Genomic DNA, 21,643 nt, shown 5'->3' on the forward strand with positions numbered 1-21,643 from the left:
TAAGGTATGCACGTTTTCGATAGAAACAGTAATATCTTCAATTTACTTTCAGAGGCCGTTTCAGAGGGTATTTTGGTAATAAACAAAGAACAGGTCATTGTGTCGGCCAATAGTCGCGCAAGTGAAATGTTCGGTTATGGCCCTACGGAACTTCGTGGAAAATCGCTGAACATATTGATCCCCGAAACCTATCGTAAATCGCACGACAAGTATATTACCGGTTATCACAAAGAAAAGAACAGGCGCCTTATGGCTGAAGGCCGAAACCTCTACGGACTGCGAAAGAACGATGAGGAGTTTCCCGTTGAAGTGGGCCTTAATCCATTTTCTCTCTATGGAAACACGTATGTCATGGCCCTTGTAGTAGATGTCACGGAGCGAAGAAAAAATGAAAAGGAAATACTTGAACTCAACAAGAACCTCGAGCAGAAAATCAAAGCTCGAATCGGCGAATTGCGCGATACGGTCGCAGAACTGAAACGCGAGATAAAACGTCGAAAGGAAGCCGAGGCGAAAATTCAAGGAGCCCTTAAAAAAGAAAAAGAACTGAACGAGTTAAAGACCAAGTTTCTTTCGTTGGTATCGCATGAGTTCAAAACACCTTTGAGCGGCATTCTCACTTCAGCGACCTTGATCGGAAAATACACCGAAGACGGTCAGGAAGAGAAAAGAGAAAAACATCTAAAGACCATTGTCGCCGAAGTGCAGCACCTCAACCATATTTTGACCGATTTTCTTTCAGTGGAACGCCTTGAAAAAGGCAAGGAAATGTATAAACTTACTAAATTCTCATTGAGCAAAGTGGTGAACGAAGTCGTTTATAATACCAATATGCTTTTAAAGAGCGGACAGCAAATAAGATACCCTCAAAATGTCGATGATGCAATGGTCTATCAAGATGAGAAGATCGTCTTGCTTGCTTTGACCAACCTCTTGTACAACGCCGTCAAATACTCACCCGAAGATACCGAGGTCGACCTGCAAATAGAGATTATCAAAGATAAGATGATCTTAAGGGTCGTCGATCAAGGTATCGGCATACCGAAAAATGATCAAAAACATATTTTCGAACGCTATTTCAGGGCCGAAAACGTATTATTGACCCAAGGCACGGGCATCGGTCTTAACATTGTAAAATCGCATATTGACAACTTAGGAGGGACTATCTATTTTGAAAGCACAGAAAATATTGGAAGTACGTTTATAGTCGAACTACCGATCAAGCAATAAAGGCTTCGCCAGATCGATCAAAAGAACCACAAATGAAGAAGGTACTATTAATTGAAGATGATACCATTTTACGTGAAAATACGGCAGAATTGCTAGCCCTATCGGATTATGAGGTACGTACGGCCGCAGATGGGGAAAAAGGCGTGCAGGCGGCAATAGATTATCTGCCCGATGTGATCATTTGCGATATCATGATGCCAAAATTGGACGGATATGGTGTTTTGGAAGAACTCACTAAAAACCATCTTACCAATGGTATTCCGTTTATTTTTCTTTCTGCCAAGACCGAGCATAAAGATATCCGCAAGGGGATGGAACTAGGTGCTGATGATTACTTGACCAAACCCTTTCTAGAATCAGAACTCATCGGTGCCATAGAAAGTCGGCTGGCCAAAATGTCCATTTTAAAGAATATGGCCGGCCAACCAGAAAATGAAGAACAGTTTTCAGAGGCAAAAATAACAACGATCGATCAGTTCAAGAATTACATCGACGATAATGGCGATGTGTTTTCTTTTCGAACGGGAGAAACCATATATCGAGACGGCATGTATTCAAGTACCATATATCTAATACTCGAAGGGATCGTAAAGACGCATGTTCTTGATGAAATGGGCAAGGAATTGATTACCGGAATCTATAAACCCGACGATCTTTTCGGCTTTTCTTCCATTACCCGAAACATGCCTCGCAAAGAATCTGCAACCGCCATGGAAAATGTCAAACTCATAGGTTTGTCGGAAGAAAAATTGAAAAAGGTAATTGAAGAAAACCATTCTCTGACCATGGAACTGCTACAACTATTATCAGAAGGCCTTTCCGAAACCAAGGAACAGCTATTGCAAATGGCCTATGGATCCGTTCGCAGAAAAACCGCACTTACCTTGCTTAAATTTGCCGAGAAACTTGAAAAAGACCCGAAAGGCAACATCCATATTTTAAGAAGCGACCTGGCAAGCGTTGCCGGAATGGCAACCGAGACCTTGATCCGCGCCCTTTCTTCTTTCAAAAAAGAAGGACTTATCGATATCGACAATAGGAATATCAAAATCTTAGATCCGGTAAAACTAAGCCGCGTTCATTGACAATGATTCGACAAATAAAGGCCGTAACATGATAATCATCATTTTTTGAGCCATGCAGTGGCCATAAATTTATGTTATCAACTAAAAAGAGTATGGCATGCAACAGATTCTAATCCCTACGGACTTCTCGGACAACTCATGGAATGCCATAAAATTTGCCCTAGAGCTGTTCAAAAAAACGAAATCTACGTTCTATCTATTGCATGTCAATCCCATACCCCCCTATTCAGGTGCCGGAAGTTCGGTTCGTGCGGCCTCGCGTAATTTTGAAGATCAAATACTGAAGGAAAGTCGTGAGGAACTTCAAAAATTGTTGAAGCGGATCGAAGCACTGCCCTTTAACACGAAACACGCTTTTGTGACCATAGCCCTTCATGATTATTTTGTGGACGCCGTTAAAAGGGAATTGGAGGAAAAGAAAATAGATTTGGTCATAATGGGGACCAAAGGCGCCTCTGGGTTAAAGAAAGCCACTGTAGGAAGCAATACGGGCGATGTCATCACAAAAATAAAGGTGCCGTTATTGGCCGTTCCCGAAGATGCCGTCTATTCCAAACCAAAAGAAATTGCATTTGCCACCGATTATCATATAGGTTATGATGTAAAGGTGTTGGACACCTTGATCGCCATGGCCATACTACATGGTTCCGTTTTAAGGATTTTGCATATTTCAAAAAAAGGGGAACAATTGACCGAAGAACAGGAAAAGAACAAAGATTTTCTTGATGATTATTTGGTCGATGTCGAACATAGTTTTCACTCGTTGACCGGCAGTAAACTAGAGACCGCCGTACAGTGTTTTACCGAAAGCAGGGATATCGATATGATAGCCATGGTGGCCAAAAACCTTAATTTTTTTCAACGCATACTCTTCAGGCCTACCGTTGAGGAAATCAGCTATCATACCGAAGTACCGTTTTTGGTGCTTCATGAATAGAACTCGCTGATTTAATGCTCGCTTAAATAATACCTATTGCCATATCTAGAGGGCCAAAACCCCTTTTTATTTTGAATATAAGAGGGCTAAAGTGTATATAGTTCCCCTTATATAAGGGAGTTTATTCGTTTTCAAACGACTACAACCGTTTACAAACGAAAGCAATTATTTCTCTACCGAATAACGGTTGCGACTTGTTTTATGTTTGCCATGTCGAATCAAGGAGGTTCGATAGTATTAACTGTTTAACGCTAAAATTTAACATCATGAACGCACTTAAAAACAAAGTACAGTTGATTGGAAACTTGGGTCAAGACCCGGAAATCGTAACCCTGGAAAACGGTAACAAACTAGCCAAATTTTCGATTGCCACAAGCGATCACTACAAAAATACGAAAGGTGAAAAGGTCGAGGATACCCAATGGCACAATATTGTGGCCTGGGGCAAGACCGCCGAAATTGCGGAAAACTACCTTACCAAAGGTAAGCAGGTGGCCATTGAGGGTAAATTGACCCACCGCTCGTATGAGACCAAAGAAGGAGATAAAAGATATATCACCGAGGTCCGATGTAACGAGCTTTTGATGCTGGGAAAATAATCAAGACCCCACACCTGATGATGTTTTTATAGTTCATTAGGACTTTATAAATAATCCGTGCCTTCACAAATTGAAAAGCACGGATTATTGTTTGCTTAAATAAGTCTTTTTATTCTAATCCCTAGCATTTGAAATTGGCACCGGATTTTGCAAAGTCTTATAGAAATCCGTATTTATTGCATTCCTATCAAAATTTTCCGAGAGTAAAATTTGTCTGGCGTTGTTCGGTCGTTCTACCCATTGACCTTCAACGAATATTGGGCAAGGGATTTTTTTGGTATTTCGTCGGTAAATATTTTTCCAATATTTTCATTTTCAGCATTATATAAATATGAATAGATTGCTTTGTGCTCTCCGAAGAAAATGCGAAATCTCCATTTTCTGCATTCATTATGGGCAAAGCCTCCCTTATAACGTAGTCCGACTTCTTTAAGTCCAACTCTTGTTCAAGAAAAAAGTCTTGTGATATATAACTTGAACAACAACAAAGGATAAAAATAAAGGCAAGAAATATTGTCCCATAATTTTACATTTTTAAAATAACGTAAAATCACCAAAATAATTTGAAGTCACTCAGCTAATCGTACTTCCATTGTGGGGCCCATCTTCATCAGGGTTGACAAATACCAACTTGCCATCCGCTCCTTCAGCCAAAAGTATCATACCTTGGCTTTCGGTACCCCGTAATTTTCGTGGGGCCAAATTGATGAGTACGGTCACTTTTCTACCAATCAGTTCTTCGGGTGTAAAATGTTCCGCAATTCCAGAAACTATAGTTCTTTGATCTAACCCGGTATCGACCTGCATCACCATCAACTTATCGGTTTTGGGCATTTTTTCCGCTTCGATAATGGTACCGACCCGCATATCGAGTTTTGAAAAGTCATCGTAGGTAATCGTATCTTTTTGTGGCATGATTTCTATATTTTTAGTTGGTTCGCCATCGGAGGCATTCGATTTTTTGGTAGCCTCAAGTTTATCGAGCTGCGCCTCGATTTCAGAATCCTCGACCTTTCTAAAAAGAAGTTCCGCCTTGCCTATTTGATGGCCAGAAGGGAGGAGAGCTTCTTCGGTAAAAACCGAGGCCCAAGAGGTCTCGAGCGCGCTCGACCGAACATTTAGAATGGTTTTAAGCTTTGCGGAAGTAAAAGGTAAAAAAGGCTCGCACAGAACAGCAAGTCCCGCCGCGATCTGCAAGGCAACGAACATGATCGTGCTTACCCGCTCTTCGTCTTCTTTGATGACTTTCCAAGGTTCTTCGTCGGCCAAATATTTATTGCCCAAACGGGCAAGGTTCATCAATTCTTGGCTTGCTTCCCTAAAACGGTAACGCTCAATAGAGCTTGAGATGATTTCGGGATATTTTCGAAGCTGATTCAAAGTCTCTCGGTCAAGATCGGATAATTCTCCCGGCATGGGCACCTGGCCGTCATAATATTTGTTGGTAAGTACTACGACACGGTTGACGAAATTTCCAAAAATGGCAACAAGTTCATTATTGTTGCGGGCCTGAAAATCTTTCCACGTGAAGTCATTGTCCTTCGTTTCGGGTGCATTGGCCGTTAGGGTGTATCGCAATACATCTTGCATATCTGGAAACTCCACCAAATATTCGTGCAACCAAACGGCCCAATTCTTCGAAGTGGATAGTTTGTTGCCTTCGAGATTCAAAAATTCGTTTGCAGGAACGTTTTCGGGCAAAATATAATCCCCATGTGCCTTTAAGATCGAAGGGAAGATGATGCAATGGAATACGATATTGTCCTTCCCAATAAAATGGAGTAGTTTGGTGTCTTTACCTTTCCAATAGGGTTCCCAATCCTTGCCCTCACGTTCGGCCCATTCCTTGCTTGAAGAAATATAGCCGATAGGAGCATCAAACCACACATACAAAACCTTGCCTTCACCTCCCTCAACGGGTACCGGAATGCCCCAATCAAGGTCTCGGGTCACGGCACGGGGCTCTAGCCCACCATCGATCCATGATTTGCATTGGCCATAAACGTTGGGTTTCCAATCGTTTTTATGGGCTACAAGAATCCATTCCCGTAAAAAATCTTCATAACGATCTAAGGGCAAGAACCAATGTTTGGTCTTTTTTGTTGACGGAACAGATCCCGTAATCGTCGATTTCGGGTTTATAAGATCCGTTGCGTTCAAAGAAGAACCGCAGTTTTCGCATTGATCTCCGTAGGCCTCCTCATGACCGCATCTGGGGCAGGTGCCCACCACGAAACGATCGGCCAAGAACTGCTGGGCCTCTTCATCGTACAATTGTTCGGTAGTTTCTTCTATGAAATCGTTTTGCCCGTAAAGCTTTTTGAAGAAACCAGAGGCCGTCTCATGATGGACCGGCAACGATGTTCTCGAATAATTGTCAAAGCTGATCCCAAATTGGGCAAAGGACTTTTTGATAATACCATGGTATTTGTCGATGATTTCCTTTGGGGTAACCCCTTCTTTTTTTGCCTTCATCGAAATTGCGACACCATGCTCGTCACTACCACAAACGAAAAGCACATCCTTACCTTGAAGGCGCAGGTATCTGGAATAAATATCGGCGGGCACATAGACCCCCGCCAAATGTCCAATATGGATCGGACCATTGGTATAGGGCAATGCGGCCGTTATGGTATAGCGTTTCGGACTCGTCTCTTGGGCCATCAATCTTAGAATTAAGGCTCAAAAATACAGATTTTTACCTGTGAGGGCCTAGAAAGTTGTAATAATAGCGAGGAGACCCTGGCTAAAAATGCCAGGTTGGCTCGACCAACAGATTTCACTATGAACTACGTTGAGGCGAAACCTGGGCCCCATAAAAAACCCAAAGCCCCTGGCGCGGCCATAGACACTACCAGAGGCTAAGTTACATAGTGGGGAAACTCTTAGGCGACCATAACCGATTTACTCATCTTTTGGTCTTGTACCTGAATTCTATAAATATATTTTCCCGCGGCCAAATGTTGGGGCATTCGCTCACGTATATTGATCTCTGTCGAACCCTCGGTCATCATTTCATTAAAAATGGTGCCCACTTGTTGACCAAGTATATTGAACAACTTGATATCTACATGGGCCGTAAAGGCCATTTCCAAATAAATATGGGGCATGCTGTCCGTTGGATAAAAAGGCTTATGCACGATGGCACCCAGCATTTCAGACGTCGGCTCCGATGGTTCAGGCTGCGTAGGTATGGTAGGTTCCCCATCGCTATATACGATATCAGGGAAGTCTATACCGCTACAATTGAAACCAAGGTTTACCGGGGCATACGGATGATCCAATAAGTGCTGTTCCACCAAAGGAATGTCGACACATAACCATTCGGCCAATACCGTGGCATACAGATCTCTAAAGTCCATTGTATATTCTAGGTTTCCGCGCCCATCAGGATTATCCAAAGTTGGGTGCTCACCTACAAAGGCGCTACCGTTCAACCCGGCTCCAAAAAACAACGTCGGGGCGGCCTTACCATGATCGGTTCCGTTTGAACCATTCTCGAAAATACGTCTTCCGAATTCAGAAAAGGTCATACTCAAGACCTTATCGTCTTGTTGTGTAAAGGCCACATCATCGTAAAAATTATCAATGGCCACCGATAGGTTTGTCATTAATCGCTCATGGGCCAAAGGCTGGTTGCCATGGGTATCGAACCCTCCCATTGAGATCATATAAACTTTGGTGCCCAAATTTCCCTTGATCAAACGTGCCAAAACGGCCATTTGTTTGGCAAAATAGTTGTCTTGGTATTCAACTTGGTTCGATCCGCGCATATAAGCTTGATGAATCTTGCCGGCATATTCATTGGTCACATTCGAAACCCCTCTCAAAAACTTGATCTGGTCGCCATACATACAGGTGTCATCGACGCCATCAACATCATATTGCAGTCCCGTTTCGGCAATTTGTTCCAGTTGTTCGATATTGTTCGTAACAAATGCATAATTGGTCTCCTCGCCTTCAAAAACCAAACTTCCATAGCTTCCGACCTGAATGGCCGCAGGGCCTTCAGGCCTGCTCCCTGGAAAATCGGAAAGATAATCGGGATAGAGGTATTCGAAATGTCTTCCCATCCAACCCGTATTCAACCCTGAAAAACCCGTTGTAGTCAAATCGGTGTTGGCGAAAATGTCGGATCCGGTAAAATGCGAAAGACTTTGGCCCTCATAGCCAACACCGTGCACAGCTTTGAACTGCCCTTCGCCCCACATCGATTGCAATGCCCCCATGTACGAGGGTATGCCGAATTCGTCGGTGAGCTTCAATACCTTGCTCTCGGGAATATAAATATTGGGTCTTGCTTTGGCATAGCTGTCATATTGCTCTATGGGGATTACGGTACTTAGCCCATCGTTGCCGCCAGATAGGCGAATGAGTATCAAAATATTATCGGTCTCGGCGGCTGCGATGGCCGAGGTCAATGGCGATGGTGCCGAAGCGGTCAAAAAGTGGCTTCCGAGCATCATGGATCCTGAACCTGCGATGCCCAATGCCTGTAAGAACGAACGCCTGCTCCATTCTTTGTGTTCATCATTGTGACCTTCATGTTCAAGGCCTTTATATGGTGTATGAGGTATGTTGCACATAATCGTAGGTTTTATTTTAGTTGAAACTCGGGTTGTCTTGTAAGGTGTCTTACCAATAATTGCACTTGAAGCGGAACCGATGGGTAGATGCTCAAGACCCAAGTCGAATTACCTCCAGGATGATAATCTGGACTGTAATACTCCATGGGCACATCCTCGATCAAAAAGGCCGACATACAATTGTTGAATTCTTGTTCGGTATACATTCCTTTTGGCGTTATTTTGTCAACAATGGCCTGAACCACAATTTCAGGGTTACTGGTATTGCTATTCGCAGATCCGACAGCGGCCATGGCGAATGCCCTGAACTGCTCCTCGTCATTTTGATAAAAGCTATCGACAATAGCTTCCATGGTAAGCCAACGCCCGATCATGAAATTGGTATTGATCCATTGACGGTCTCTTTGCCATCCGGCGACATCGACGGGGTCGAACATTTCCTGGCCCAACATGCCACTATAATTTATGGCCGTTTCTACCGTAGTATCGGTATAGGCAAAATCGGTTTCCTTTATGAAATTGAAATACAGGTCGTAAGGACTCTTGATAATGACCCCAATGGCCTCGTCATCAAAAAAGTGCTGGCTCTTGAATAGCTGCGACAAAACCGGGGCAATTTCAAAATTGTTCGCTACAAAGGTGGCCGCCAAACCAGGTATGATCGTCGAGTTTACAAAATCTTCTTTCGAATCGGGGTGAACAAAAAACTCATATAATTTTCTACAGATAAACTCGGCTATCTCATTGGCGCGCTGTTGGAACAAGATGTCGATGACATCGTCGTAGCCCCAATTACCACTCTGGCCCAGAATGGTCTTGCTGCCGCCATCATGTTTGGTGGGGTCATAGACGACGGCTTCACAGCCAATTTCGCCACGCTCGACATAACCGGAGAGTGCCTTAGCGGTTTCGATAATATCTTCTTCAGTATATGCATTGCCCTCGCCAAGGGTAAATAGTTCGTATAGCTCACGAGCATAATTTTCATTTGGGTTTTCGCCATTGTTATAGACTCCGTCCAAATAATAGAGCATGGCATCTGTTAGTCCGATTTCGCTCACGAAGGTCTTGAAATTGCCGATGGCATTGCGTTGAAGACAATCGATGTATTTATAAAGAAATGAATTACAATTATATATGTCTATCTCAGTGACAAAGTGGTTGCTCCAGAAAAAACTGAGGCGGTCTCTAAGATTGTTGTTTAGAAGTGCATTGCCATAGGTAAGTCTCCACTCTGCACGTTGGGCATTTCTCAACTGATTTGCCGCGTCATCGTCTGCCGGGTAATTGCTATTGTTCCAATTGGCCCAAGTCGGAGCAGCGGACGGGGCCATGCCGATGGCCTGATTGATAAGGGTGTCGACCAAGGGACCTGCCTGCGAGTTTTCGGCCGCATTGATCGTGTCTACCGAGGCACTGAACCCAAGTCTTCTGTACAAATGTGCAGCCCTCGATTTATTCAAAGGGGTTGTGTACTGCGCTAATGTAGAGGTATTACAATTAACGAAATATTCCATAGTTTTAAGGTTAAGAACAGTTCATGTGCGTAGGGGGCAGATTCTTAACGCCTCAAAGTTTTGGATAGTATTCTATTGCATCTATTTTCGTTGAATGGAGTACCAATTTAAGAAGCTTGGAACGAATATACCGTTCAATTGCACTTTTTTTCGATGAAATGCACAATTGAACCACAATATTTTAAAATTCAATGGGGAAACATAATGACTTCGGAAAGGAAGGAGAACAGATCGCCGCGGACTATTTGATAAAAAAAGGATACCAAATAAAATACCGCAACTATCGGTATTTAAAATCCGAGATCGACATCATTGCCCAAAAGGAAAAAATTCTGGCCATTGTCGAAGTTAGGGCCCGCAGCAATGACCGTATAATCCCAATTGCCGATACCATTACACCCAAGAAAATAAAACTGTTGGTAACTGCGGCCGATCACTATATTACCGAAGCTAATTTAGACGTAGAGGCGCGTTTCGATGTCATTACCATACTTAAGAATAACAAAATCTTTAAAATCGAGCATTTAGAAGGTGCCTTTTATCATTTCTAATATTTGTTTTATTTGTAACAATTTGTTAATTTTGATAATTCATCAAATCAACCTATTCAACAAATGAAAACTATCTCTTCAGTAGTAGAGCATTACATTAAAAAGAAACCTTTTCTTCAAAGTGCCCTGGCTCAAGGAATCATCAACCTTACGTCGTTGTCAAGAATAGTCAAGCCCGAAATCGAACATGAGCTTGGAAAGGAAATTCGCAATGGTGCCATAGTTATGGCATTGAAGCGTCTTTCAGATGACCTCGAGTTTCGGGCGACCCATAAGATTATCAAAGTGCTCAAAAATATTGGTGAAATTACCGTACGTTCGTCTTTGACCGATTTCACCTTTTTGGTCTCAGATTCGATTTTGGAGAACCAGACGCTGTTGTTGAAAGAAGTGAACAAAAACAAGGATGTATTTTACACTTCATCTCGCGGAGTGAACGAATTGAACATTGTGGTCAGCAATATTTTGGACAGTACCGTTGAGTCTCTTTTCAAGGCTGAGAAATGCACGCAAAAGGCGGAGGAACTTTCTTCGATTACCGTAAAGTTACCTGCCGAAAATGTTTCGGTCCCCGGAATTTACTATTTTATCTTTCAGCGCCTCGCCTGGGAAGGTATCGTTCTGTACGAAGTTATATCGACCACGAACGAATTTACAATTTTGGTCAATGACGATCAGGTCGATATTGCGTTCAAGACCATCAAAGACCTTAAAACACTCTAATCGGTTTTAGTTGTTCAGAAATTCAACTAGAGACCTGTCACTTTGGGGGGTGGCAAGAATACGTTTGTCGCTGTCCAATACGTAGTATGTGGGGGTACGTTGAATGGCATATGTCTTTACATACTCGCTATCCCATTTTCCGAGTGCCAGGGCATGTTCAAAATGAGATAATTTGGCCGATTCAGTCTTCCAGGTCGACTCGTTCTCTTCCAATCCCACCGCAAGTACTTTCACGTTTTTATAGTTAGCCAACTTTTTATGTAAAGGCGGAAGCTCTCTAAGGCAATGTGAGCACGTACTGCTCCAAAAAATGACCACATAGCACTCGGCATCTTCCAAATCGCTCAGCCTTTTGGTCGCGTCACCATCTTTCCATGTGATCTCAGGGGCTTTCGCACCTACCCTGAGACGATTGTTCGTTTCGATATCGGTGATTATTTTTTGATTGTTCGTAGCCGTTGCCAAATCTTTCAAATAAGATGTGAAAATGAAATCGGCCGTATCATCAAAACCATTCGAGGTAGCTTTGTTCCATAATGTATGGAAAACGTGCATTTGATAGAGCGGGGCGGTTTCTTTGAGTTGCCCATGCACCGTTTTGATGTTTTCCTGTAATGTTCTTTCCGTTGCGGCCTTGGATACTTTTTCCGCACTTACCGGGGTAAATACGTAACTGGTCAACTTTTCCGTCAAAAAACCAGATGCTTGTAGTACCGTGTTCTTTACATCAAGATATTCAAAAAAATTCTCTTTCTTGTGTTGCCAGTACGATTCTGTCGTTTCATATTCCGTTGGAATGTAAGGGCGGTTGGCCTTTACAAAATTGTGTACTATCATACCCTCGGTACCCTGCTCATACGAAGTTTGGACGGCCTCTAATTTTTCAGTCAATTTCCCATAAACTTCTTTGTCTGAATTTCCGCTCGAATAGAAATCCATAAACTCTTGTTTGACTCCGGTAACTTCCTTAAAATACGAATGAAAAATCTTGTTTTCCTCCGAAGACATAAAAGAAATACCTTGCCTTGCATCGAAGGCAAGTTGAACATTCTCTTTGCCGTTGTAGATAACGTCAAAATAGAATTCTTCCTGCGGAACGGCATAGACCAATCGATAGGTACCGGAAGGCGCGTTCGCCGGAATCTGAAGGGTGAACCTACCATCTTCAACGGCGGTATCGGCAATATAGGCCTGGGTGCCGGGCTTGATTTGATAGGCGATTACCCATGTAAAATCCTTGGCGGGCGAAAAAGTACCGGAAATGGTATGCTGGGCATTGAGAAAAGATGTAATAACGACAAAAGCAAACAACAGGATATTCCTCATAAGACTATAATTCGGTTTTGGCTTCAAATGTAATATTTTCAGTCGGAGTTTGCTCTGAACGGGCCATAAACCGCATCACGGAAACTTTTATGGAGCCCGATACCGTCATACGGCATCAACTGTACAAAAAGAACAGCGGTCAGTTCGTTGACCGGATCCACCCAGAACAAAGTACTTGCCGCACCGTCCCAAAAGAATTCGCCGACGACCCCATTGTTTTCCTCGGCATTTATGGGAGGTGCCACCCGAACGGCAAAATCGATACCAAAACCTACCTGCCCCTTGCTGGGCAAAAAGTTACGTTCGGCAATGCTATCGGCCAATTGATTGGTCGCCATTAATTTTACGGTTTCGGGTTTTAATACAGTTATTGAATCGAAAGCACCTTGATTGACCAACATTCTAGCAAATTTCATATAGTCGTCCAAGGTCGATGTGAGTCCGGATCCACCTCTTGTCATCGGCCATCTTTCGGTATAATTGCCATAGGTAACGCTATCGCGCACTAGCGCACCTTCGCCTTTTCTTCTGTATAATGCCGCAAAACGGTCACGGTCATTCTCGGGGATAAAGTAGCGTGTTTCTTCCATGCCGAGTTTGTCAAGTACATGTTCGCGCACATATTCCCCATAGGGTCGACCCGAAATGCGCTCGACCAAAAAGGCCTGCACATCGACACAGGGGCCATATTCCCATTGTGTGCCCGGCTGGAACCATAGCGGTATTCGACCCAATTTTTCGGCCAAATCGGTCAGTGTAGATTCACGGTCATATATGTTTGCCTGTGTACGCAGTTCGCTTAATCCCGGAATACCATCGCGATTCAAAAATCCCGCAGTGTGCCTGGTCACATCCCTAATCGTTATTGGGCGATTTAGTGGCTCTGTCAAAATCTTTCCATTTTTATCGACCCCGGTGTAAACGGTCATTTTCGAAAATTCGGGAGCATACTTTTCAATAGGGTCGTCCAAATCGAATTTGCCCTGCTCGTACAACGTCATTAAGGCCGTACCGGTAACAGGTTTGGTCATTGAATAGATCTGTACGATGGTATTGCGGTCCATCGGTTTTTCAGCCTCGCGATCGGCGTATCCGAAGGCATTGAAATAAACTTCCTTGTCCTTTTCAAAAATGAGAGCGGAAACCCCCGCTATATTGCCGGAATCGACGAAGCCTTTCAAAACGGAATCGATCCGCGACTTCGCGGTTTGGTCTATGACCATTTGGGCAGCGGATTCGGCAACTTGGGTCTTAGGCTGGTTTTCCTTACAGGCAATGATCAAAAAAAGTAGAAAGGCCAGCGAATATAGGATTCGAGTTTTCATTTTGCGATGATATTTCCGGTTCAAATTACCATCAAACCATGGTTTCAATAGGGTTATTGATTATGTCTGCTCTTCATAACTTACCCCGGGTGAAAGCATAAATTAGCTTGTGGCCAATAAATATAATGCAATACAGAAGTAACTCGACATCATCGAGCTTATATCTTATAAAAACAGGTCAAAAGCGAAAGGGTACGACCTTCTATTCAGCTTTTCGAACGCCTTTAACATGGTCAATGGCGTTAATAATGCGAGAAATCAAGGCTTTTTCCTTTTCGTGAACCAGGCCGTCAGCAATGGCGATTTCATCCAAAATTTCTTTCAAGGCCTCTTTCTTTTCATACGGCATATTCCGCATTATGGACCTTCCCTTTTCAGGTTCAATGGTACGCGCCTGTAAAATAAAGTTACTGTCGAAATCGATACGCCTCATAAGTCGTTGTAAGGCATTGATCTCTAACGAATGAACGATTCCATCAGCCAGAATAAGGGAATCTACGGTTTGTACAATGGCTAATTTTTCGACTATATCAAAGTCGGTGGTCAGTGAGGTCATGAATTTCTAATTGTGGGTTAGAAAGTGCCAAATATAACAATTATGGGGTTGGATTATGGATTGGCGACCGATAGTTGTTCACAGTTTTATCAAAACTTGGCCATCTCTCCCCTAAGTCGAACTTCAAATGGAATCAAAGCCCTCAAAGCTTTTTCAACCGAAGTAATGTCTTCAAAAACCAACAAAAGGCGCAGCCCATTTCGGGTCTGCTTTTCTTTTATCTTACACTTTTGCGGGTTCGATTGCACAAATTGCAGCACTTTTGTAAAAGCCGCACTTTGATAGAACTCCGATTGTTGGTCGCCGATAAAGTAACCTATCAATTTGCCTTTTTTCATAACCACTTTTTCGAGTCCGATGCCATTGGCGATCCATTTTACCCGAACCGAGTTCAATAAATCTTCAGCCTGTGAAGGCAGTTCGCCAAAACGGTCGACCAACTGTGCCTCGAATTCCTGCAGGCCCTGTTCATTACTTACTTGGTTCAATTCAGTATAAAGCGTTAAGCGCTCGGTGACATTATTGATGTAATCATCGGGAAAGAGCAACTGAATATCCGAATCGATTTGGGTTTCCTTTATGAAAACCTTTTCCTTATGTCCTTCGACCTCATCGTAGAGCTCCTTAAATTCGTTTTCTTTGAGTTCGTCTATCGCTTCTGAAAGTATTTTTTGATACGTCTCAAATCCGATCTCATTGATAAATCCGCTTTGTTCACCCCCCAGTAAATCGCCTGCTCCCCGTATTTCAAGGTCTTTCATGGCAATATTAAAACCGCTGCCGAGGGCCGTAAATTGTTCTAGGGCCTCGATGCGTTTTCTGGCATCTGGGGTCATTACATCGTACGGGGGCGTTATGAAATAGCAAAAGGCCTTTTTGTTGCTCCGCCCGACCCGGCCCCGCATCTGGTGCAGGTCGCTCAACCCAAAATTATTGGCATTATTGATAAAAATAGTATTGGCGTTGGTCACGTCGAGTCCGCTTTCGACAATGGTGGTCGAAACCAATACGTCGAATTCGCCGTTCATAAAACCGAGCATAAGCGATTCCAGTTTTTTGCCCTCCATTTGACCATGACCGATGCCGACTTTAGCATCGGGCACCAACCGCTGTATCATTCCGGCAACTTCTTTGATATTCTCGATCCGATTATGGATGAAAAAAACCTGCCCGCCCCTTTGAATTTCATAGCTGATGGCGTCACGAATGGTAGCCTCCGCGAAACGAATTACCTGGCTTTCAATCGGATAACGGTTGGGCGGCGCGGTATTGATTACCGATAGGTCGCGGGCGGCCATCAAACTGAATTGCAATGTTCTCGGAATCGGCGTTGCAGTGAGCGTCAACACATCGACATTTTCCTTGATCGATTTCAATTTGTCCTTAACGGAAACACCGAATTTTTGCTCCTCATCTACAATCAACAACCCAAGGTCTTTGAATTTCACATTTTTATTGACCAGTTGATGGGTTCCGATTATAATATCGACTTTTCCGGAAGCTAAATTTTCCAGCGTTTCGCGGCGTTCTTTTGCCGTACGGAAACGGTTCAGGTAATCTACGGTAACGGGCATTTCACTTAGGCGCTCCGAAAAGGTGCGATGGTGCTGAAAGGCCAAGATCGTCGTCGGTACCAAGACCGCCACCTGTTTGCCATTGTCCACCGCCTTGAACGCGGCACGAATGGCAACTTCGGTCTTTCCGAAACCGACATCGCCACAGATCAATCGATCCATGGGACGTTCGCTTTCCATATCGCGCTTGACATCTTCGGTCGATTTACTTTGATCCGGAGTGTCTTCATAGATAAATGAAGCCTCCAACTCATTTTGCAAATAACTGTCGGGAGCATACTGAAAGCCTTTTTCCAAACGCCGTTTGGCGTATACTTCGATTAGGTCAAAGGCAATTTTCTTGACCCGTGATTTCGTCTTTTGCTTTAGTTTTTTCCAAGCTGCCGAACCTAATTTGTAAATCTTGGGCACGGCACCGTCCTTGCCGTTGAATTTTGATATTTTGTGCAAGGAATGTATGCTGACGTAAAGCGTATCACGATCACCGTACATCAATTTGATGGCTTCTTGCTTTTTTCCTTCCACATCAATTTTTTGGAGCCCGCCGAATTTTCCAATACCGTGGTCGATGTGGGTCACATAATCGCCGATTTCAAGTTTGTTGAGTTCCTTTAAGGTAATGGCCTGTTTTTTGGCATAGCCATTTTTCAGGTGGAATTTATGGTAGCGTTCAAAGATCTGGTGATCGGTGTAACAAACGATTTTTTGGTCATCATCGATAAACCCTTGGAACAAAGGAAAAACGATTGTTTCATAATGCACATGTTCATTGGCATCCTCGAAAACGGCATGAAAACGTTTCGCCTGTTGTTCGCTGGCACAGCAGATATAGTTCGTGTAGCCCCGGTCTTTGTAGTCGTTCAGATTTTCGATGAGCAGGTCGAACTTTTTATTGAAAGAAGGCTGGGGCTTGGTACAAAATGTCACATCAAGAACGATGGTAATGTCGTCATCTTTTGTACCGTTTTGGGTAATCAAGACAAAATCTTTGAGTTGCCCTTTGAAAACCTTTGAATTCAAAAAAAGCTCTTCAGGTCGGATGTGCTTGATGTCACCTGACAATTTCGAAAAGGCCTGTTCGGCTTTTCGGAAAAAATCGTCAAACCTGTCGAAAAGCAAGTCGGTATTTTTTATGAAAACCAATGTCTGGGCCGAAATATAGTTCAAGAAGCTTTCCCTTTTCTCTTCCATGAACTTATTCGCCACATTGGGAATGATACTAATTTTCTTGACCTTGTCGGTAGAAAGTTGGGTCTCTACATCGAAGGTTCTAATGCTATCGACCTCGTCACCGAAAAACTCGATACGATAGGGTTCATCATGAGAAAACGAAAATACATCGACAATGCCGCCGCGAACCGAAAACTCACCTGGTTCAGTAACAAAATCGACACGTTTGAACCGATATTCGAAAAGTACCTCGTTGAGAAAATCCAATGACAGCGTATCGTCTAGTTTGACTTTCAGCGTGTTCTTTTCCAATTCCCTGCGGGTGACCACCTTTTCGAACAGCGCATCGGGGTAGGTCACGATGACCGCCGGCCTCTTTCGCGAATTGATACGGTTCAATACCTCGGCACGCAACAGTACGTTGGCATTATCGGCTTCCTCTATTTGGTAGGGGCGACGATAGCTTCCGGGGTAGAAAAGCACATCTTTCTCACCGATCAATTGTTCGAGGTCGTTGAGGTAGTAGGCCGCTTCTTCCTTATCCTCGAAAATCAAAAGAAAGGGCTTTTCCGAATTTCGAAAGGCATCCGACAAAACAAAGGAAAGTGAAGAACCCGTTAATCCTTTAAGTTGGACCGCAAAGGGACTTGAAGCATCGGATCGGGCAATGGCATCCTGCAGTTTCCGGGTTTTCGGAGACTGTGAAAACAGTTGCTGGATTGTAGATTGCGCCAACCGTTAAAATTTGAGGTGCAAATATAACTGCTTTCAAAAGCACATTCCAACCGAAAGCCGATAAAATTGAATGTATCAACCGCGCAATCGTTCTTGTAATTTTATTAACGGATTCGTTTTCCGGTTTTGAAAACCATGCCAAAGTATAGCGGCCAAAATAATCGAACTTCCGCCCAAAGCCGTGTAGGCGATACTTTCAACTTCGCTGGTATGACGCACATAAATCGCAAATAGGGCCCAGACCCCGACGGCTGCAAACTCGCGCATATTCCTTTTTTGTATCATGACAAGGTTCAAAACGGTGGCAATGACAATCATAATGATGGTCCATGTAGTTTCGGAAAGAAATCCTCCGTTCCAATTCAATTTGGCCAAATAGGCAGCAATATTGGCAATGGTGGCAACGGCAATCCATCCACTGTAAATACAAATCGGCCACCAGACAAAGGCGATGATTCCAATGGGGGCGTCCCACCGTTCCATATTCGTGTTCAAGATAATCTTAACGAGGGAGAACAGAATCCCCAACATGATCAATACGGATAGACCGGTGTATTCATAGGCAAAAGCGAAAACCCAAGCACAATTGAGTAGGTTGGCAGTGGTAAACCAATATCCGGTCTGTTCGATAAAATCGTTAGCCTTGTCAGAATAAGCCCTTCTTACCTGAAAGATACCATACCCCAATAACCCTAAAAATATCAATCCCCAAATCGCAAAGGCATACCCGGCTGGAGTGAAAAGATTAAAATATTTGTTGCTGACCTCACCAATGGTCGTTTCGTTGATCCGAATGGCTTGCGAGATATAGTTTACGGCAATAACAAGAATGACCGAGAAGAGGTTTAAAAGGGCAAGATTCTTTTTCATCAATTATTTTTATTGGTTTTTGTCAGTCAAATGTAATTATTCACCTTTCTCCTTATTGTTTTATAAGGAGTTCATGAATCTTTGATTTCGCCAAAAAACATCACGGTGAATATCTACACTTGTTATGGCTCATTTCATAGTTTTTAAAAATACGTATTGCACGTTATTAAATGAGCTCTTTTGATTCAAAACCAGACTATTTCGTTAAGCGCCTTTTTCGTCGACCCACTTTTATAGGAACCGTTAGAACTGTGTCGCCCAACAAGGCATAGACTTCGCAACCTTCACCCGGTTCCAAGATATGTGAGCCCGTAAATTCCCCGAAGGCGGGAAGCAACATTTGACTCGCAGATTTGAAAAAACAACGGAGTCGTACCGCCTGTCGGCCCAAACCAGTCAGGCGAATTGCGGGATGAACGTGTCCGCAGAAATTGAACAGCCCCTCCCGCTCTTCGGGATGATGGGTCAACAGAAAACCTTCCAATTCGATTTCCGAAATCACCTGAATCCCTATTTTATGATATTTTAAAGGAGAAATGATATCATGGTTGCCCGAGACCAAAATAATGTCGCCGGCCGTTCTTTCGACCCATTTTTCAAAAAGTTGCCATTCGGCGTTCAAAGAAGAATGAAAGAGGTCGCCCAAAAAACAGATTGTTTTTGGCGTAAAATACGAAATCAGTTCATCAAGCAGGTCAAAGTTCCTTTGAATCGCTTTTTGGGGTACGGCCGCCCCGAATTTTCGAAAATGCGATACCTTGCCCAAATGTACATCGCTTATCAAAAGCATTGCTTTTTCTTGCCAGAAAAGCACCCCAAAAGGATGCATGACAAAGGTTTGGCTCTTGATTTTTGTCGATTGCGTCTTCATTTGATCCAAAGGTACTAAAAGCCCTTTTGCTTTTGTGGCTCCTAATCATTACTTTGTAGCGGTTATTACGACCCGAAACGAAATGCCAAAAATTGTAGTCGTTGGAAGTTCCAATACCGACATGGTCGTCAAAACTACCCGGTTTCCTGAGCCGGGCGAAACCATCATCGGTGAAGATTTTTTTATGTTCCCCGGGGGAAAAGGAGCCAATCAGGCCGTTGCAGCTGCCCGTGCCGGAGGTTCGGTAATTTTTATCTGCGCCGTCGGTGACGATGTTTTTGGTCAAAATGCCTTGGAGGGATATCGCGAGGAAGGCATAAATGTCGATGCTGCAAAAATCATTAAAGATGCGGCCTCTGGGGTCGCCCTGATTACCGTAAACGAAAAAGGCGAAAACGAAATCGTGGTAGCATCGGGAACCAACGCCGATCTTTCGGCAACTTATGTTTCAGGAATTGTGGAAGAAATGGAAGACGATGGAATATTCCTTACCCAATTGGAAACCCCGATCGAAACCATCGAATATTTGGCACGTTACAGCAAACTGACGGATCAGCCCTTGATTATAAATCCGGCCCCGGCACAGAAACTTTCAAATACAATTTTGGACGGACTTTTTCTCATCACCCCGAACGAAACCGAGGCAAAGATCTTGACCGGAATCTCGGTAGAAGATGAAGTTTCCATGCAGTATGCTGCACAAGCCTTGCTACAAAAAGGGGTACAAAACGTAATCATTACTTTGGGAGATAGGGGAGCCTATTTCATGAACCATGAGATGCGCTTTTTAGTGCCATCATATCCGGTAAAGGCAATCGACACTACGGCCGCCGGTGATGTCTTCAACGGGGTTTTGACCGTTTGCCTTGCCCAAAACATGAATTGGAAAGAAAGTATCGAATATGCCAATAGGGCCGCGGCGCTTTCGGTGATGAAAATGGGAGCCCAAGGGTCGGCACCCTACAAAGAGGAAATCAAAAAATTCAACTGATATGTTCATTATTGAAACGTATACACTGGCCGTTATTTTCTGCGTGATAACCATGTTCGCATGGGGCTCTTGGGCCAATACCCAAAAGTTGGCCGCCAAAGATTGGCGCTTCGAATTGTTCTATTGGGACTATGTTTTCGGAATTGTTGTGTTCGCAGGGCTTTTTGCCATGACCGCTGGCAGTACGGGCGATGGTGGAAGACCTTTTCTCGAAGATCTGTCACAAGCGGACAATGCCAGTATTTGGTCCGCGGTTCTTGGCGGAATTCTGTTCAATGCCGCGAATATACTTTTGGTGGCCGCCATTACCTTGGCGGGAATGTCAGTGGCTTTCCCCGTCGGAATCGGATTGGCATTGGTAATCGGGGTCATCGTGAATTATATCGATGCGCCCGTAGGAAACGCCACCCTGCTTTTTGGAGGTGTGGCCCTTATCGTCTTGGCGATTTTGCTGAATGCCAATGCCTATCGCAAACTTTCGGCGCAACAAGAAAAAGTACCCACAAAAGGCTTGGTATTGGCAGTTGTCGCCGGCCTGCTCATGGGGCTTTTTTATAAGTATGTCGCTAATTCGATGTTTCCCGATTTTGAAAACCCGAGCGCAGGGAAATTGAGCCCGTATACGGCCGTATTCCTATTCGCTTTGGGAATCTTGGCCAGTAACTTTGTCTTCAACACCGTTTTGATGCGCAAACCCTTTGAAGGTGCCCCGGTCGGTTTTAAGGATTATTTTTCAGGAAGTCGCAAAAGTCATGTCATGGGGATTTTGGGGGGCGTCATCTGGTGCATCGGTATGTCGTTCAGTATACTGGCATCCGATAAGGCCGGTCCGGCCATTTCTTATGGTTTGGGGCAGGGCGCTACCGTAGTTGCCGCACTTTGGGGTATTTTCGTTTGGAAGGAGTTCAAGGGAGCTCCCAAAGGTGTTGGCCGTATGCTAAATGCCATGCTATTGCTCTATATTGTAGGATTGGGATTGATAATCGCTGCCAGATAA

General features: G+C 43.8%; 17 protein-coding genes. 8 read left to right on the forward strand and 9 right to left on the reverse strand.

What is annotated here, in order from left to right:
• Positions 1–6: 6 nt before the first annotated feature.
• From ACEZ3G_RS04215 to ACEZ3G_RS04230, 4 genes are all read left to right on the forward strand, one after another.
• The gene (locus tag ACEZ3G_RS04215) at positions 7–1,230 is read left to right on the forward strand and encodes a PAS domain-containing sensor histidine kinase (RefSeq protein WP_432424195.1); all 1,224 of its coding nucleotides are present in this window, start codon (positions 7–9) and stop codon (positions 1,228–1,230) included.
• Between the two features lie 32 nt (positions 1,231–1,262).
• Complete coding sequence (locus ACEZ3G_RS04220; protein WP_432424196.1) at positions 1,263–2,315, forward strand: response regulator; 1,053 nt, start codon at positions 1,263–1,265, stop codon at positions 2,313–2,315.
• A 97-nt stretch (positions 2,316–2,412) separates the two neighbouring features.
• Positions 2,413–3,252 carry a universal stress protein gene (locus tag ACEZ3G_RS04225; protein ID WP_432424197.1) on the forward strand — a complete coding sequence of 280 codons (840 nt, stop codon included), beginning with the start codon at positions 2,413–2,415 and terminating at the stop codon, positions 3,250–3,252.
• A gap of 266 nt (positions 3,253–3,518) precedes the next feature.
• Positions 3,519–3,851: a single-stranded DNA-binding protein gene (locus tag ACEZ3G_RS04230; RefSeq protein WP_432424198.1), complete on the forward strand. Its 333-nt coding sequence runs from the start codon at positions 3,519–3,521 to the stop codon at positions 3,849–3,851.
• A 573-nt stretch (positions 3,852–4,424) separates the two neighbouring features.
• Here the strand turns inward: ACEZ3G_RS04230 and metG are convergent.
• From metG to ACEZ3G_RS04245, 3 genes are all read right to left on the reverse strand, one after another.
• Positions 4,425–6,515, reverse strand: a complete 2,091-nt coding sequence (gene metG, locus ACEZ3G_RS04235; protein WP_432424199.1) for a methionine--tRNA ligase — start codon at positions 6,513–6,515, stop codon at positions 4,425–4,427.
• Positions 6,516–6,736: 221 nt separating this feature from the next.
• Positions 6,737–8,437 (reverse strand): DUF1501 domain-containing protein, encoded by a 1,701-nt coding sequence (locus ACEZ3G_RS04240; RefSeq protein ID WP_432424200.1) that lies wholly within the window; start codon positions 8,435–8,437, stop codon positions 6,737–6,739.
• An 11-nt stretch (positions 8,438–8,448) separates the two neighbouring features.
• Complete coding sequence (locus tag ACEZ3G_RS04245; RefSeq protein ID WP_432424201.1) at positions 8,449–9,954, reverse strand: DUF1800 domain-containing protein; 1,506 nt, start codon at positions 9,952–9,954, stop codon at positions 8,449–8,451.
• 191 nt (positions 9,955–10,145) lie between these two features.
• Between ACEZ3G_RS04245 and ACEZ3G_RS04250 the strand changes: the two genes are divergently transcribed.
• On the forward strand, positions 10,146–10,505 hold the full coding sequence (locus ACEZ3G_RS04250; RefSeq protein WP_432424202.1) for a YraN family protein: 360 nt from the start codon (positions 10,146–10,148) through the stop codon (positions 10,503–10,505).
• 63 nt (positions 10,506–10,568) lie between these two features.
• Entirely contained in the window at positions 10,569–11,228 is a 660-nt protein-coding gene (locus tag ACEZ3G_RS04255; protein ID WP_432424203.1) for an aspartate kinase, read from the forward strand.
• A 6-nt stretch (positions 11,229–11,234) separates the two neighbouring features.
• Here ACEZ3G_RS04255 and ACEZ3G_RS04260 read toward each other — a convergent pair whose 3' ends face one another.
• The 6 genes from ACEZ3G_RS04260 to pdeM all read right to left on the reverse strand — a co-directional run bounded on the left by ACEZ3G_RS04260 (position 11,235) and on the right by pdeM (position 19,655).
• Entirely contained in the window at positions 11,235–12,554 is a 1,320-nt protein-coding gene (locus ACEZ3G_RS04260) for a thioredoxin-like domain-containing protein (RefSeq protein WP_432424204.1), read from the reverse strand.
• A 38-nt stretch (positions 12,555–12,592) separates the two neighbouring features.
• Positions 12,593–13,879, reverse strand: a complete 1,287-nt coding sequence (locus ACEZ3G_RS04265) for a serine hydrolase domain-containing protein (protein ID WP_432424205.1) — start codon at positions 13,877–13,879, stop codon at positions 12,593–12,595.
• Positions 13,880–14,081: 202 nt separating this feature from the next.
• Positions 14,082–14,435, reverse strand: a complete 354-nt coding sequence (locus tag ACEZ3G_RS04270; protein WP_432424206.1) for a TerB family tellurite resistance protein — start codon at positions 14,433–14,435, stop codon at positions 14,082–14,084.
• An 89-nt stretch (positions 14,436–14,524) separates the two neighbouring features.
• Entirely contained in the window at positions 14,525–17,914 is a 3,390-nt protein-coding gene (gene mfd / locus ACEZ3G_RS04275; protein WP_432424207.1) for a transcription-repair coupling factor, read from the reverse strand.
• Between the two features lie 75 nt (positions 17,915–17,989).
• Positions 17,990–18,784 carry a tryptophan-rich sensory protein gene (locus tag ACEZ3G_RS04280; RefSeq protein WP_432424208.1) on the reverse strand — a complete coding sequence of 265 codons (795 nt, stop codon included), beginning with the start codon at positions 18,782–18,784 and terminating at the stop codon, positions 17,990–17,992.
• A 196-nt stretch (positions 18,785–18,980) separates the two neighbouring features.
• The gene (pdeM, locus tag ACEZ3G_RS04285) at positions 18,981–19,655 is read right to left on the reverse strand and encodes a ligase-associated DNA damage response endonuclease PdeM (RefSeq protein ID WP_432424209.1); all 675 of its coding nucleotides are present in this window, start codon (positions 19,653–19,655) and stop codon (positions 18,981–18,983) included.
• 82 nt (positions 19,656–19,737) lie between these two features.
• Here pdeM and rbsK point away from each other — a divergent pair, with 82 nt between their 5' ends.
• Positions 19,738–20,646, forward strand: coding sequence for a ribokinase (gene rbsK / locus ACEZ3G_RS04290; protein ID WP_432424210.1), 909 nt, complete (start codon positions 19,738–19,740; stop codon positions 20,644–20,646).
• Position 20,647: 1 nt separating this feature from the next.
• The gene (locus ACEZ3G_RS04295; protein ID WP_432424211.1) at positions 20,648–21,643 is read left to right on the forward strand and encodes a GRP family sugar transporter; all 996 of its coding nucleotides are present in this window, start codon (positions 20,648–20,650) and stop codon (positions 21,641–21,643) included.

Source organism: Meishania litoralis (assembly GCF_042611095.1).
Classification (GTDB): domain Bacteria; phylum Bacteroidota; class Bacteroidia; order Flavobacteriales; family Flavobacteriaceae; genus Meishania; species Meishania litoralis.

Coding starts and splice junctions, on each gene's coding strand:
- ACEZ3G_RS04215 (WP_432424195.1), top strand. CDS start 7: ATGCACGTTTTCGATAGAAACAGTAATATCTTCAATTTACTTTCAGAG.
- ACEZ3G_RS04220 (WP_432424196.1), top strand. CDS start 1,263: ATGAAGAAGGTACTATTAATTGAAGATGATACCATTTTACGTGAAAAT.
- ACEZ3G_RS04225 (WP_432424197.1), top strand. CDS start 2,413: ATGCAACAGATTCTAATCCCTACGGACTTCTCGGACAACTCATGGAAT.
- ACEZ3G_RS04230 (WP_432424198.1), top strand. CDS start 3,519: ATGAACGCACTTAAAAACAAAGTACAGTTGATTGGAAACTTGGGTCAA.
- metG (WP_432424199.1), bottom strand. CDS start 6,515: ATGGCCCAAGAGACGAGTCCGAAACGCTATACCATAACGGCCGCATTG.
- ACEZ3G_RS04240 (WP_432424200.1), bottom strand. CDS start 8,437: ATGTGCAACATACCTCATACACCATATAAAGGCCTTGAACATGAAGGT.
- ACEZ3G_RS04245 (WP_432424201.1), bottom strand. CDS start 9,954: ATGGAATATTTCGTTAATTGTAATACCTCTACATTAGCGCAGTACACA.
- ACEZ3G_RS04250 (WP_432424202.1), top strand. CDS start 10,146: ATGGGGAAACATAATGACTTCGGAAAGGAAGGAGAACAGATCGCCGCG.
- ACEZ3G_RS04255 (WP_432424203.1), top strand. CDS start 10,569: ATGAAAACTATCTCTTCAGTAGTAGAGCATTACATTAAAAAGAAACCT.
- ACEZ3G_RS04260 (WP_432424204.1), bottom strand. CDS start 12,554: ATGAGGAATATCCTGTTGTTTGCTTTTGTCGTTATTACATCTTTTCTC.
- ACEZ3G_RS04265 (WP_432424205.1), bottom strand. CDS start 13,879: ATGAAAACTCGAATCCTATATTCGCTGGCCTTTCTACTTTTTTTGATC.
- ACEZ3G_RS04270 (WP_432424206.1), bottom strand. CDS start 14,435: ATGACCTCACTGACCACCGACTTTGATATAGTCGAAAAATTAGCCATT.
- ACEZ3G_RS04280 (WP_432424208.1), bottom strand. CDS start 18,784: ATGAAAAAGAATCTTGCCCTTTTAAACCTCTTCTCGGTCATTCTTGTT.
- pdeM (WP_432424209.1), bottom strand. CDS start 19,655: ATGAAGACGCAATCGACAAAAATCAAGAGCCAAACCTTTGTCATGCAT.
- rbsK (WP_432424210.1), top strand. CDS start 19,738: ATGCCAAAAATTGTAGTCGTTGGAAGTTCCAATACCGACATGGTCGTC.
- ACEZ3G_RS04295 (WP_432424211.1), top strand. CDS start 20,648: ATGTTCATTATTGAAACGTATACACTGGCCGTTATTTTCTGCGTGATA.